This is a genomic window from Alcanivorax sp. HI0083, assembly GCF_001635175.1.
In genome coordinates this window covers 1-12,118 of sequence record NZ_LWFX01001175.1, presented here as the reverse complement: position 1 = coordinate 12,118, position 12,118 = coordinate 1, and the positions used below count along the sequence as shown (strand labels likewise).

Sequence of the window (12,118 nt, the reverse complement as noted above, 5' to 3'; positions counted from 1 at the left end):
GTAATTCGCTCATGCCGCTTCCTTTGGGTGAACCCCAGTAAAGAATGTCGGGTTTGGGCCGGCAATGGCAGAAACGCTCAATGCCCTGCGGTCAACGCCGGATGCCCAATGCCGGATGCCAGACGAAAATAACTGGCGTCGGTTTAACGTCCGGCTTCGGGCGTTCGGCATCCAGCAACGGCGGTGTTTCGGGCACCCTTGCGATCAATCCGGCACAACCGGTGTTTTCACGCTAACTACAGGCCCTAATAAAGGCGACAACCCGTTTCAGGTCTTTGTTCGCTTCCGGCAGGAACGGCACCATGATGGGCCATACATGGAACACGCCGGGGCGCTCTATCCATTCCACTTTTACACCGGCTTGTTCGGCTGCGCGGCGTACCCGTTTGCCGTCGGCGTATAGCACTTCATCGGTGCTGGCGGTAATGAGTAGCGGACAGATACCGGTGTAGTCGCCCAGGCAGGGGGACGCGTAAGGGTGGCTGCGGTCATCCGGGTTGGGGAGATAGATATCGATCACGGTGCGAATGATATCGGCAGACAACATGGCATCGCTGGGGTCCAGCGCATCCAGGATGGTGTCGTCAGGAAAGGCGTTGCTGGCGGGTGAAAAGGTTACTGCGCAACGGGGTTGTTCCAGCCCCTTGTCGCGGATGTGCAGCAGGGTGGCCAGGGTCAGTCCGCCCCCGGCGGAGTCGCCGGCAATGACAATGTCCTGGGGGTGTTTGCCCAGGCTTAACAGATATTCGTAGGCTTCCATTACCCGGTTCACGGCGGCGGGGTAAGGGTGTTCCGGTGCGAAGGGGTACACCGGCAAGTAGACATCCGCTTGCAGCTTTTTGGCCAGCCGCCCGGCCAGGTTGTGGTAGGTCTTGGTGATGCCACCGATGTAGGCGCCGCCGTGCAGGTACAGCACCGTCATTGAGGGTTGCTTTACGCTGATGCGGTCCCCGGTAAACCCGTCCTGCTCCACGCGGCTGAGTATCACGCCACGAGGCAGCAGTGTCAGCACGGGCGTGTCGTTGAAGACCTTGCGAAGGTGGCGTACCAGTTGCTGTTCGTTAAGGCCGGAGCGCTTGATGGTGCGCCGGGTCACGGCTTTGATAAGGCGGGCCTGGAGGCTCATAGGGCTGTCCGTTGTTTTGTTGTTGTGCCACCCAACCATAATCGGTCAGGCGGCGTGTGGGCAGGGTTGATCGGGCCAGTCGGGCTGGCCCGTGAGCGTTAAGGGCAGTGCGGTTACTCGCCGGACGCTTTGGCCAGCTCCGCGGGTGACGGCTGCTGCAGGCCGCCATCGCCGGTGGCGCTCATGGCGGGGATGCCACCGGCGCCGTAGTACTCGTCCTTGGTGAATACGTCCACTTCGATGGCCAGCAGGCAAGCCTCGGTGGCAGCATTCAGGGTGGCCAGTTCCGCATCGGAAATCACGCCCTGTTCAGCGGCCTGGGACGCCATGGCTTCCACTTTGCCTTTACCCAGTTTGCGGGCTTTCTGTGCGGCACGGATCTTGGCGCGCACCGGTTCGGCTTCGGTGGTCAGGCGGAAGGCCTTGAGCAGGCGGCCGAGCCCCTCGTCGCTTTCTTCCGGCATGTAGTTGCCGCCGACCAGACGCTTGTACTGGTCGCCATAGCTTTGCAGGGCCAGTGCGGCCTGGTGGCTGAGCTGGTCGTTGGGCAGCTTGGCCAGCGGGTTGATGCCCAGGCCGATACGGCCCACGGTTTTCAGGATTACGCCTACCGGGCCGCCAAAGTTCTCGTAGATGCCTTCGAAGGCCTGCTGGATCTGGGTCAGGCCGTATTCACCGGCGTATTGCACCAGCGCCAGGTCTTCCGCCTTGCGGCCTTCTGCTTCATAGCGGCGCAGGGCAGAGGTGGTGATGTACAACCAGGCCACCACATCGGCGTAGCGACCGGTGAGGTTGCCGCGTGCCTTGAGTTTGCCGCCCACGAAGAACATGGCCAGGTTGGTGAGCAGGCCGAAGCGGGTGGCGGCCCAGCCCAGGCGGCGGTAGATGCTTTTGGTTTTCGGCGCCACGTTGGGCACTTTCACGGTGAAGAAACCGCGGGTTACGCCGCGCACCAGGCTCATCACGAAGCCCAGCAAGAACTGGATCATCCAGCCGGTCAGGTTTTTGCGGAAGGCGCTCACATCATTGTCTTCCACCGCCTGCACCACGTTGTAGGCGTAGGGGTGGCAGCGGGTGGCGCCCTGACCAAAGATCATCAGGGTGCGGGTCATGATGTTGGCGCCTTCCACGGTGACGCTCACCGGGGCGGAATTATAGAGGCGACCCATGGTGTTGTTGGGGCCTTGCATGACGCCGTAACCCGCGGTCACGTCCATGGCATCGGTGCCGGTGTCGCGGCCCATTTCGGTGGAGTAGGCCTTCATGATGGCGGAGGTCACTGGCGGCTGGATGCCTTTATCCACGGCGGAACAACCAAACACGCGGGCGGCATCAAAGGCATAGGTCATGCCCGCGGCCTTGCCGATTTTGTGCTCCACCCCTTCCATGCGCCCCACCGGGATGCCGAATTGCTGGCGCACCATGGAATAGGCGCCGGCGATCATGGCGCCGTGGCGAATGCCGCAGATGCCGGTGGCGGGCAGGGACACCATGCGTCCGCCGGCCAGGGCTTCCATCAGCATCTTCCAGCCCATGCCGGTGTATTCCACGCCGCCCAGCACGTTGCTGGCGGGCACGATTACATCGCGGCCGACGATGGGGCCGTTGGGGAAGTGCTCGCCAATGGGTTGGTGATGGTCGCCGATGTGCAGGCCGTCGAGGCCTTTTTCCAGCAGCACCACAGTGATGCCGGCATCCTCACCTTTGCCCAGCAGGTTCTCCGGATCGTGCAGGCGTACTGCCAGGGAGATCAGGTTGGAGACCGGCGCCAGGGTGATGTAGCGCTTGCGGAAGTTGAGCTTGAATTTGATCTCGCCGTCGCTGTCTTTGAACACTTCGCCTTCCGCCTTGATGGAGGCGGCGTCGGAGCCGGCGGTGGGTTCGGTCAAGCCGAAGCAGGGAATGAACTCGCCGTTGGCCAGTTTCGGCAGGTAATACTGCTTCTGTTCATCGGTGCCGTAGTGGCCGAGCAGCTCCGCCGCACCCAGTGAGTTGGGAATCACTACCATGGCGCTGAGCAGGCCGGAGTGGGAGCTGACCTTGGCCATGATGCAGGACTTGGCCTGGGTGGACATGGGGTTGCCGCCGTATTCCTTGGCGATCTGCATGCCGAAGAAACCGTTCTCGGCCATGAAGGTGAACAGTTCATCTGGCAGTTTGCGGGTGCGCGACAGCGTATAGGCATCGGCCCTTTTCAGCAGTTCTTCCACTGGGCCATCGATATAGGCCTGTTCGTGTTCGGAAAGCTGATCGTAGTTTTCGGCGAGGATGCTTTCGAAATCCACCTTGCCGCCGAAGAATTGGCCGTCGATCCAGACGTCACCGGCTTCCAGGGCCTGGCGTTCGGTGTCGGAAATTTGTGGCAGGATCTTGTTATCCCGCATCCAGTTCATCAGTAGGTTAAACATGTTGCCGTCATCCTGTATGTGATTGCATTGATTAAGCGGGTTATTCGGTTTCCAGCACCATGGCGGCACCGATGCCACCGGCGGCGCAGGCGGTGGTCAGGGCCAGCCCGCCGCCGCGGTGTTGCAACTCGTGCAGCGCCTGGCTGATCACCCGGGCGCCGGTGGCGCCGAAGGGGTGGCCATAGGCAATGGAGCCGCCGTTCACGTTGAGCTTGCTGCGGTCGACTTCGCCAAGGGCGGCGAGCCCGGTCTGGCTGCGCACGTAATCGTCATCAGCCAGGCCGCGCAGGTTGCAGGTCACCTGGCCGGCAAAGGCTTCGTGCATATCCACCAGTGTCAGGTCACTGAGCGCCAGCCCGGCCCGGGCCATGGCGGCGGGGGCGGCCAGTACCGGGCCCATTAACAGGTCGTCCTGTGGGGTGCGGGCCGCGAAGGCGTAGGAGCGGATATAGCCCAGCGGGGTGTAGCCCAGGGCGGCGGCTTTCTTTTCGCTCATCATCAGCAGGGCGCCGGCGCCATCGGTGAGCGGGCTGCTGTTGCCGGCGGTCACGGAGCCGGTCTCCCGGTCGAACACCGGGTTGAGTTTGCTGTAGCCCTCGCGCTCGGAGTGTTTGCGCACCAGGTTGTCGTCTTTCAGAGTGTTGCCGTTGGGCAGGTGGGCGGTCATGACCTGGCGGTCCAGGCGGCCTTCGGCCCAGGCGCGGGCCGCGTTGCTGTGCGACGCATGGGCCAGATCATCCTGCTCCTGACGGCTGACGCCCCACTTCTTCACCATTTTCTCGGTGCTTTCCCCCATGGTTTCGCCCACCGAATATTCGGTGATGGACGGCGCCTGGGGCAGCAGGTCGCGGGCCTTGAGCTGGCTGAGCAACTTGATGCGATCTTTCAGTGTTTTGGCAAAGCTCACGTCGCGCAGTACCGCGCTCAGTTCCGATGACAGCGGCACGCGGGCACTGCTGGTAGAGTCGGTGCCACCGGCAATGGCCATGTCGGTGTAGCCGGCAACGATGTTGTCGGCCACGCTGGCGGCAGTCTGGAAACTGGTGGCGCAGGCGCGGGTAATGGAATAGGCATCCACTGTGTCCATGCCCAGCGCCAGGGCGATTTCGCGGGCAATGAAGGGGGCCTCGGGAATCATCACCGTCATCCCGAATACCAGCTGCTCGATTTCATGCTGGCTCAGGTTGTTGCGGGCCATCAGTTCCTTGACGGCCATGGCGCCCAGGTCGATGGCATTGAGGTCCCGGTAGTGGGTGGCGATGCGGGCAAAGGGGGTGCGCAGGCCATCGACGATGGCGACGCGGCCGCCCCGGCCGGCCAACTTCATTTTGCGAACAGGCATTGCAGACTCCTTGCAGGGTGCCGGTCACAGTGTAATCATTATTACACTTAATGTGACATTGATTGGTGGTAACGTGGCCCGAGCCTAGAAGGCTGCGGTGAGTGAGTCAATTGCCGGGGAGACACTGTCCGACACGGGTGTAAGATAAGTTACAGCTGCGCATCGTGCATGCGAGCCTGTGTGGATCAGTGAAGTGAGTTTTAGCTATGCAGAAAACGACCGAAGCAGTGCCGATGTCCCGGCAGGATCCGGCGGTGCGGGAGCGGATCGAGTGGGCGGCGGTGCAGGTCTTCGCCGATTCGGAATTCCACCATGTGACCTTGCAACAAATCGCCCGGGCCGCCCGCTGCAGCCTGCAAACGCTTTATCGCTACTACGGGGATGACGCGCAGGGCAGCAAGGAGGCGCTGCTGAGCGCCTGTTTGCATCACGGCCTGGAACAGCTGGCCGAGCGGATGCTGGACCATCTTGCCGGTATTGATACGTTCCGCGACCGGCTCAGCAAGGTGTTCTGGGTGGTGCTGGATTTCTTCGACCGCAACCCGCAGATGGGCCGCATGATGATCAACTCGGTCTACCCGGGCCGCTGGGGCAGTGACACCACCCCGGGGCAGCAACGGTTGACCGAGCTGTTTCTCAGCGTGCTGCATGAAGGGCAGGAGGCCGGCATTCTCAATGACCAGGTAGCGAGCCCGATTCTGCTGGATTTTTTCTATGGGGTGCTGTTGCGCGTTTCCCAGATGCATTTGTTGCGGGGGCGTCCCGGGCGAATGGCGGACCAGCACGGGGTGCTGTTTGATATGTTGTGGCGGGCAATGACCGTTTGATCGGCCGAACAGGCCAATCGCCGCGCCATTGCGGTGCTGGTGCTTGAGGTTTGTGCCGCCCTTTTCTATGTTGATCCATTGGCAGTGGCTCCATCACGGCACTGCACCACAAGAACAAGCCAGCACAAAGGGTACGCATATGCAGTCAGGCACGGTCGCCAGTAACGGAATCGAGCTTTTTTATGAAAGTCGTGGCCCGGAAAACGGGGAGCCCATCGTGTTCGTCATGGGGCTGTCGGCGCAGATGGTGTTCTGGCCGGATTCGTTGCTGGATTCCCTGGCCGCGAAAGGTTATCGGGTTATCCGTTTTGATAACCGGGATGTGGGCAAGTCCACCCGGATTCGCAAGCCCATCAAACAGGGGCCGCTGTCTGCGATTCTGCGCAGCATGGTGGGGCTGTCGGTGGAGAGCGCCTACACCTTGCACGACATGGTGGCCGATACGGTGGGGCTGCTGGATGCCCTGAATATCGAACGGGCGCATTTTGTTGGCGCCTCCATGGGCGGGATGATCAGCCAGTTGATGGCGGGCACGCACCCGGAGCGGGTGTTGTCACTCACCTCGATTATGTCCAGTAACAACAGCCCGCTGTTGCCACCGCCGAAACCGGCGGCGCTGAAAACCCTGGTGGCGCCGCGGGTGAAAGTGGAAACCGAAGAGCAGTTCGTGGCCTTTGGCCTGGAGATGATGGCCAAGCTGGGGGGCACCTTGCCTCAGGGCAAGGAAGAGCTGGCCGCCATGTATCGGGCCTCCTGGGCGCGGGGTATTAACCCGCGCGGTATCCGCAACCAGTTCCTGGCCATCATGGCCACCGGGTCGCTGACCAAAACCCTGAAACAGATCCAGTGCCCGACCACCGTTATTCACGGTGGCGCCGATCCACTGATCCGTCCCGCCGGCGGTAAAGCCTCGGCCCGGCATATTCGTGGCGCCAAGCTGGCCATCATTCCCGGCATGGGGCACGACTTCCCGCCATCGGTTATTGATCGCATCGGTGAGCTGATTGCCGAAACCGTCGGGCGGGCCAATTCGGTGGTGCAGACGGCGGTGGCCTGAATGCACTGTTGCTAATAAACACTGAATGGCTCGCGGGAGCGGGTGTTGATTGGGAAAGAAAAAAGGCCGCGTTCAGGGACTGAGCGTGGCCTTTTTTGTGCTCAGTGACCGACTGCCGGTCTACTGTCGCGGTTCGATCCGCACCTCACTTCTCACTGACTGGGCGATAAAGCATTTCTCGTGGGCACGCTGGTGCAGGGCCTGAATGGTGGTGATGTCCGGTTGTTCACCGTTAAAGGTGACCAACGGTTGCAGGACCATGGTCTGCATATAAATCTTTGCCTGATCGTTCTGCCCCAGTACGCCCTGTGGATCATCATCGTAACTGGCCACCGACAGCCCTTCGCGGGCCGCTTCGGTGAGGAACGAGAGTAAGTGACAGCTGGCCAGGGCGGCCAGGAAGGCTTCTTCCGGTTCCATGAATTCCTGATGACCGTGGTGGCCATCGACCACGCGCACTTCATTGCCGTCTGGAAGATGCCAGAGGTAATGTTCCCGGTCGCCGTGGGCGGCCCAGCTAAGATGCATGGTGTGTTGTGGCACGAAATTTCCCCGGTTGATGCGTCGTCGTCAGGTGGCTGTCAGGCAGTCTGTCTGATGAGTATGCCATCAAAATCCGCTCTTGCCATGACGACTTGGAGCGAATGTACCTGTTCAGGGGTCAGGTCGCGGTCGGTAACGGTCAGCCTGGGTTGGTCGAATCGCCTTGTTGGCTCAGCGACCAGTAGCGGAACACAGCAATATTGACCAGCGCGCTGAGCAGTGAAACGGGCAGGGCCGCCAGTAACGAGGCCGCGGCGGCATGGCTGACCACGCCAAGAATGGCACTGGCCACCAGGCTGCTCATCATCAGGTACGCGAGAAATACCAGCACCAGCACCAGTAACAGCGGCCATTGCTGGGCCTGGGTCATCTGGAAAGAATGGCGCAGGGCGTCGACAGGATTTTGCTGCTTGAGTATCACCAGCAGAGGGGCGAAACACAGGCGAGTGTAGACCCACACCGCCGGGAAAAACAGGGCCATCCAGCCTAAAGACACACCAATGGCCATCAGCGCATAGGTGAGCAGCAAGGGTGGGTAAACCAGTAGTGCCGGGGCGATACAGGCCAGCAGGCCGCGGGGTTTGCCGTTGCTGCTGGCGGACAGTTGCACATACAGCGCACCTTCCGCCAGTGGGCGCACCAGTAAAATAATGGCCAGGCTGATGCCGCTGAATTGCAGGGCGGCCCCTTCGGTTTCTGGTAGCACGAACGACGGGCCGAAGATCCACTGGGTGGCTTCAGTGATCAGGGCAAAGGGGGCGGTGACCAGAAACAGCGGGCCAAGGTGCCGCCACCAGAAAATGAAAATTTCGCGAAAACGGTGTCCGATCATGGTGGGCCATCAATTCAGTTGACGGCGCAACCATACGACAGCGCTGCGTCCATTGCCAGAACGCAGCGCCATGCCAAGGTTACCACCAGTATTTCCCCCAGTTTTCCGGGTTGGCCCAGAAGCGCGGGTTATTCCATTTGCGTTCGAAATTGTAGTTATCCAGGTCGTAGCTGTAGATGTTCAGTTCACGACCGTCTTCAGCAAAATGCCCCTGTTCGCGACAGCCCAGTGCCAGAAACCCGTTAGCCGGCCAGCGCAATTTCTGCGGTGCCAGGGTGGGTTGGTACACGGCCACCATGGAGTCGGTGTGCAGGTTGCGGAGCAATCCCAACAGTGCCTCGCCATCATGCTGGGGCATGTATTCCAGCTGATCCGCCACGATAGCGATATCCACCCGGTTGATGTCATCCAGGGAGGGGAACGGGTTCTGTTCCTGGATTTCCACCAGCGTGCAGTTGTGGTCTTTGCACCACTGGGCAACGACGGGGATGGGGTTGAGGCTGACAGTGAGAATGGAGGTGGGCTGGTGGCTATCGAGAATAGCGGCCAGACGTTCCTGCGGGGATTCGGTCATGGAGTGTGCCGTCGCAATATTCATGATCTCAGTCTAACGCCATTGTGGGTGGCTTTCGATAGGGGGTTGGGTAGCGTTTTGCAGTTTTTGATGCATCGCCGTTATGGCTTCCCGGGTGGTCTGCTGGGGGTGTGTTTTGGGCAGGGTGCCGGGAGAGTTTGACTGGTGCGCCATAGGGCTGGGCCACTGAAATGAGATCTTCATCAGAAAATAAGAAACAGGCATTGACGACTGTCTAATCAATAATGATAATGATTCTCATATAGGAAAAGGAGGTCAGCATGTCTCAGGTAAAGAAAAACGTTGCCACTACCACCCGTCAGGTCGCCATCAATGCGGAAAGCAGTGTGGCCAGCGGTTTGCTGCTTAATCACCAGGGCAAGTTGTGGATCGAGCATGCCGGCGAGCGTTACCAGCTGCGCCGTACATCCAACAACAAGTTGATCCTTACCAAGTGACGCAACACGCTTCACGCCACAACGCGATTCGCTGATTGTCGGTTTTTAAACGCCTTGCCCCGCGCTCACGCTTTTACGCGGGGTTCGGATCTTGAAAATCAAAAGTGCTTTCTGCGTGTTGTTGCGTGGAGTGTGATGCAAGCAGCGTCTCTTGACCGTTCTCCCTGACGTGGATCGCCAGCCGCAGCCAGCTTTCCACACCTAATTTAAGGCTCTTCGGCATGCAGCATGCCGTCTGCCCAACGCGCAGGATCTGTTGTCATTATGTTGTCTGCCAGCCGAGGCCGCCCTGTCGGCGCGGCGGCAAGCGGCAATAGTCATGACCCTGTCAGCGCGTTGTGGCTGAAGCATGTTGTCTGCTGCGCTATTTTTTGGAGGCAGTATGTCTGTCATGACATGGCCCGCGACCCCGGTCACATCCCCGCTGTTGAGGCAGTGTGGTGCTGCGCTCGGTGACCGCGTGCTGCGGTTGCAGGATGAACCGCTGGCAATTCTCAAGGCGTTGTACCGCTTGGGTTCACTGGTGGTAACCACCTTCTCCAGTGGGTCGCGCATTTCCCAGAACATGCATTACCCGACCCTTCAGGACGGCGAATCCGGGGCACCCGGTGAATGGTGGCTGGAGTCCGTAGGGGAGCGTTGCCGGTTGCGTCAGAGCTTGCAGGTCGGGCAGTGGCATTCGGTGTTGGCGGTGCTGGAACCCACCGGCGCCTTGCCGGCTCGCAGCCTGGTCTTTTTTGACCGTCATGGGCAGCCGCTACAGCAGATGGCGGTGGCGCCGGACAGTGGCGGGTTGGCGTTCGAGGAACTGGTGTGCGCCATGCTTCACCCGGATCAGCAAACCCTCAACCTGCCGTCGGTGTTGCCGCGCGGGGTGGCGGGTGAGCTCGGTTCGCTCAGCCAGTTGGAGCGTGACTGGGCGAGCAGCACGGACGACGAAGAATTTGCCGGATTATTGCAGCGCTGTGCTCAACAGCGCGACGTCTTGTACCGCTCAGTGCGCGACAGCTTTGCCTGCCAGGTGCGGGTGGAAACATTGCCGGCGGTGTTGGCAGAAGCGGCTGTGCGGGACACGGTAACGACCCTGTGTGTGGGCAATCAGGGGGTGCGCCTGTGCATGACCGCGCCCTGGTCGTCGCCTCGCTGGCAGGGAAGCCATTGCCATCTGGCCCATAACGGCGCTTTGGTGTCGCTGGACATGGCAAAGATGGACAGCCTGTGGCGGCTGCGCAAGCCCGGCGATGGGCAGGTGGTTACCGCCCTGGAAGCGTTGGATAACCGGGGTCAGTGGTTGTGGACTCTGTCCGCCGGTGACGAGGAAAGCCTGTGGCGAGCGCTATTGCGCGACAGCATCATTCGCTGACGCTGGTGTCTCCGTAGAATGTTGCCCTGGAACGCGAGCCGTTGCCGGCTTACCCCGGCCCCAATGAAAGCCATGGGGAATATGGTAGGGAAAGGTAACGGCTGGGCCGGCCGCTGTAGCGGTGATCGAACTGCGGGAATTCACAGCCGGCCAGGCAGGGCTGGGGGCGATACTGGTGTTGCCCGGTGTGCAGATTCAGGCGCAATTGCCCGGGTTCACCGGCGTCATCCTGGTGGTGGGTAAAATATTGCCCAGGGCGTCGGTCACCGAGAAATCGTCAAAGTGCACCAGTTCCACGACCCGTTCATCACCTTCTTCGCGGTAATTGCCGAAATGAAAAACGGCAAAAGGGCCCGGTTCAAATAGACGATGAGCCTAAAAGTGATCGTCGAACTGTTTCAGCAGCTGGATGATCTGGCCGGTTTCCTGCTCCATGCCTTTCAGGGCTTCCTCTGCCATGGGGGCTATATCGCACTGCCCGGGCAGGGGGTGGTCCGCTTCCAGAATGGCCCGGAAGCGGGCGATGAAAACCCACTGTAGCCATTCGCTGAAATTCATGGTGTCCGCAAAAAACGGCGTGCTGCTATTGAAGGCGGATGGCGCAGGCGGTTGTGGAGCCCACAGACCTTGCTGGTCCAGTTCCGTTTGCAATTCATTGAGCAGCGAGGCGAGTTGGGTGCGTTGGCTCATGGGGGAAATCATCCGCAGTCAGTCATCGAAGAGCGGCACCAGATCCGGTAGCTCATGCAGATTGTGGATATGGTGATGGGGGCGGTCCAGTTCAACCGGCCAGGGCAGATCGATAAGGTTGGCCCAGACGGCATGCATGCCGTGTTCGCGGGCAGCGTGCACATCTTCCAGCGGGTGGTCGCCCACGTGGACGGCCTGGTGGGCCTGAACCCCGGCGGATTGCAGGGCGGCATGGAACATGTCCGGGGCGGGTTTGCGCTTGCCGATGGTTTCCGCCGAGTGATGGAACGCGAATAGTTCGGCGATGCCAATCTGGCGCAGGTCGGCGTTGCCGTTGGTGAGCGCGCCCAGCTGGTAGCTGTCTGCCAGGGTTTCCAGCACGTCGCGGGCACCGGGAAAAAACGATACCTGGTTGCGGGCCTGATGAAAGACCGCAAAAGCGTCCAGGGCGATCTTGCGGGCTTCCGCGTTGCTGAACCCGGCGTCCATGAAGGCGCGGGTCATGGCGTCCTGGCGCAGGGCAGTCAGGTTGTCCAGGTAACCGGGATTTTCCTTGAGCAGGGCGGTACGCACCATGCGGACCCGCTCCGCGTCGAGGGCGCGGGCGGCATCCGGATGGCGCTCAGCGATCCAGTCACTACAGGCTTTCTCGGCCTTGCGGATCACTTCATCCACGGGCCACAGCGTGTTATCCAGATCGAAGGTAATCAGCTTGAGTGTGCTCATGGACGGTAGTTTATCGTAAAACCGTTAATGGCAGCACACCGCTTTATTCGCGTCGGGCATTGGGCATTGGGCGTCCTGCGTCAGGCGCCAAGGATTACTCGTCTTCGTCCTTGCGGCGCTGGGCCCTTGGGTGGGCGCCATCGTAGACCTGGGCCAGATGCTGGAAGTCCAG

The 12,118-nt window shown here is 60.7% G+C and carries 12 protein-coding genes; 4 read left to right on the top strand and 8 right to left on the bottom strand.

Annotated features, from left to right (window positions below):
* Positions 1-232: 232 nt before the first annotated feature.
* From A3754_RS16855 to fadI, 3 genes are all read right to left on the bottom strand, one after another.
* Positions 233-1,126: an alpha/beta hydrolase gene (locus A3754_RS16855; RefSeq protein ID WP_063520626.1), complete on the bottom strand. Its 894-nt coding sequence runs from the start codon at positions 1,124-1,126 to the stop codon at positions 233-235.
* 113 nt (positions 1,127-1,239) lie between these two features.
* Complete coding sequence (locus A3754_RS16850; RefSeq protein ID WP_063520625.1) at positions 1,240-3,534, bottom strand: acyl-CoA dehydrogenase; 2,295 nt, start codon at positions 3,532-3,534, stop codon at positions 1,240-1,242.
* Between the two features lie 40 nt (positions 3,535-3,574).
* Positions 3,575-4,876 carry an acetyl-CoA C-acyltransferase FadI gene (fadI, locus tag A3754_RS16845; RefSeq protein ID WP_063520624.1) on the bottom strand — a complete coding sequence of 434 codons (1,302 nt, stop codon included), beginning with the start codon at positions 4,874-4,876 and terminating at the stop codon, positions 3,575-3,577.
* Positions 4,877-5,082: 206 nt separating this feature from the next.
* On the opposite strand from fadI, the gene A3754_RS16840 reads away from it, so the two are divergent.
* Positions 5,083-5,703: a TetR/AcrR family transcriptional regulator gene (locus tag A3754_RS16840; protein WP_063520623.1), complete on the top strand. Its 621-nt coding sequence runs from the start codon at positions 5,083-5,085 to the stop codon at positions 5,701-5,703.
* Between the two features lie 139 nt (positions 5,704-5,842).
* The gene (locus tag A3754_RS16835; RefSeq protein WP_063520622.1) at positions 5,843-6,760 is read left to right on the top strand and encodes an alpha/beta fold hydrolase; all 918 of its coding nucleotides are present in this window, start codon (positions 5,843-5,845) and stop codon (positions 6,758-6,760) included.
* A gap of 120 nt (positions 6,761-6,880) precedes the next feature.
* On the opposite strand, the gene A3754_RS16830 is transcribed toward A3754_RS16835, so the two are convergent.
* From A3754_RS16830 to A3754_RS16820, 3 genes are all read right to left on the bottom strand, one after another.
* Positions 6,881-7,303, bottom strand: a complete 423-nt coding sequence (locus A3754_RS16830) for an OsmC family protein (RefSeq protein WP_231880427.1) — start codon at positions 7,301-7,303, stop codon at positions 6,881-6,883.
* A gap of 139 nt (positions 7,304-7,442) precedes the next feature.
* Entirely contained in the window at positions 7,443-8,135 is a 693-nt protein-coding gene (locus A3754_RS16825; protein WP_063518559.1) for a hypothetical protein, read from the bottom strand.
* 79 nt (positions 8,136-8,214) lie between these two features.
* Complete coding sequence (locus tag A3754_RS16820) at positions 8,215-8,733, bottom strand: DUF6231 family protein (RefSeq protein ID WP_063520621.1); 519 nt, start codon at positions 8,731-8,733, stop codon at positions 8,215-8,217.
* A gap of 257 nt (positions 8,734-8,990) precedes the next feature.
* On the opposite strand from A3754_RS16820, the gene hemP reads away from it, so the two are divergent.
* Both hemP and A3754_RS16810 read left to right on the top strand, forming a co-directional pair.
* Positions 8,991-9,167 (top strand): hemin uptake protein HemP, encoded by a 177-nt coding sequence (hemP, locus tag A3754_RS16815; protein ID WP_007149677.1) that lies wholly within the window; start codon positions 8,991-8,993, stop codon positions 9,165-9,167.
* Between the two features lie 382 nt (positions 9,168-9,549).
* Entirely contained in the window at positions 9,550-10,530 is a 981-nt protein-coding gene (locus A3754_RS16810) for a hypothetical protein (protein WP_063520620.1), read from the top strand.
* A 375-nt stretch (positions 10,531-10,905) separates the two neighbouring features.
* Here the strand turns inward: A3754_RS16810 and A3754_RS16805 are convergent, their stop codons facing one another.
* Both A3754_RS16805 and A3754_RS16800 read right to left on the bottom strand, forming a co-directional pair.
* Positions 10,906-11,220 (bottom strand): YqcC family protein, encoded by a 315-nt coding sequence (locus A3754_RS16805; protein ID WP_082872270.1) that lies wholly within the window; start codon positions 11,218-11,220, stop codon positions 10,906-10,908.
* A gap of 18 nt (positions 11,221-11,238) precedes the next feature.
* Entirely contained in the window at positions 11,239-11,946 is a 708-nt protein-coding gene (locus tag A3754_RS16800; protein WP_063520618.1) for an HAD family hydrolase, read from the bottom strand.
* Positions 11,947-12,118 lie beyond the last annotated feature (172 nt).

Bases quoted from the DNA above. Each gene is read 5' to 3' on its own strand.
- A3754_RS16855 (WP_063520626.1), bottom strand. From the start codon at position 1,126: ATGAGCCTCCAGGCCCGCCTTATCAAAGCCGTGACCCGGCGCACCATC.
- A3754_RS16805 (WP_082872270.1), bottom strand. From the start codon at position 11,220: ATGAGCCAACGCACCCAACTCGCCTCGCTGCTCAATGAATTGCAAACG.
- A3754_RS16840 (WP_063520623.1), top strand. From the start codon at position 5,083: ATGCAGAAAACGACCGAAGCAGTGCCGATGTCCCGGCAGGATCCGGCG.
- fadI (WP_063520624.1), bottom strand. From the start codon at position 4,876: ATGCCTGTTCGCAAAATGAAGTTGGCCGGCCGGGGCGGCCGCGTCGCC.
- A3754_RS16810 (WP_063520620.1), top strand. From the start codon at position 9,550: ATGTCTGTCATGACATGGCCCGCGACCCCGGTCACATCCCCGCTGTTG.
- A3754_RS16820 (WP_063520621.1), bottom strand. From the start codon at position 8,733: ATGAATATTGCGACGGCACACTCCATGACCGAATCCCCGCAGGAACGT.
- A3754_RS16825 (WP_063518559.1), bottom strand. From the start codon at position 8,135: ATGATCGGACACCGTTTTCGCGAAATTTTCATTTTCTGGTGGCGGCAC.
- A3754_RS16800 (WP_063520618.1), bottom strand. From the start codon at position 11,946: ATGAGCACACTCAAGCTGATTACCTTCGATCTGGATAACACGCTGTGG.
- A3754_RS16835 (WP_063520622.1), top strand. From the start codon at position 5,843: ATGCAGTCAGGCACGGTCGCCAGTAACGGAATCGAGCTTTTTTATGAA.
- hemP (WP_007149677.1), top strand. From the start codon at position 8,991: ATGTCTCAGGTAAAGAAAAACGTTGCCACTACCACCCGTCAGGTCGCC.
- A3754_RS16850 (WP_063520625.1), bottom strand. From the start codon at position 3,534: ATGTTTAACCTACTGATGAACTGGATGCGGGATAACAAGATCCTGCCA.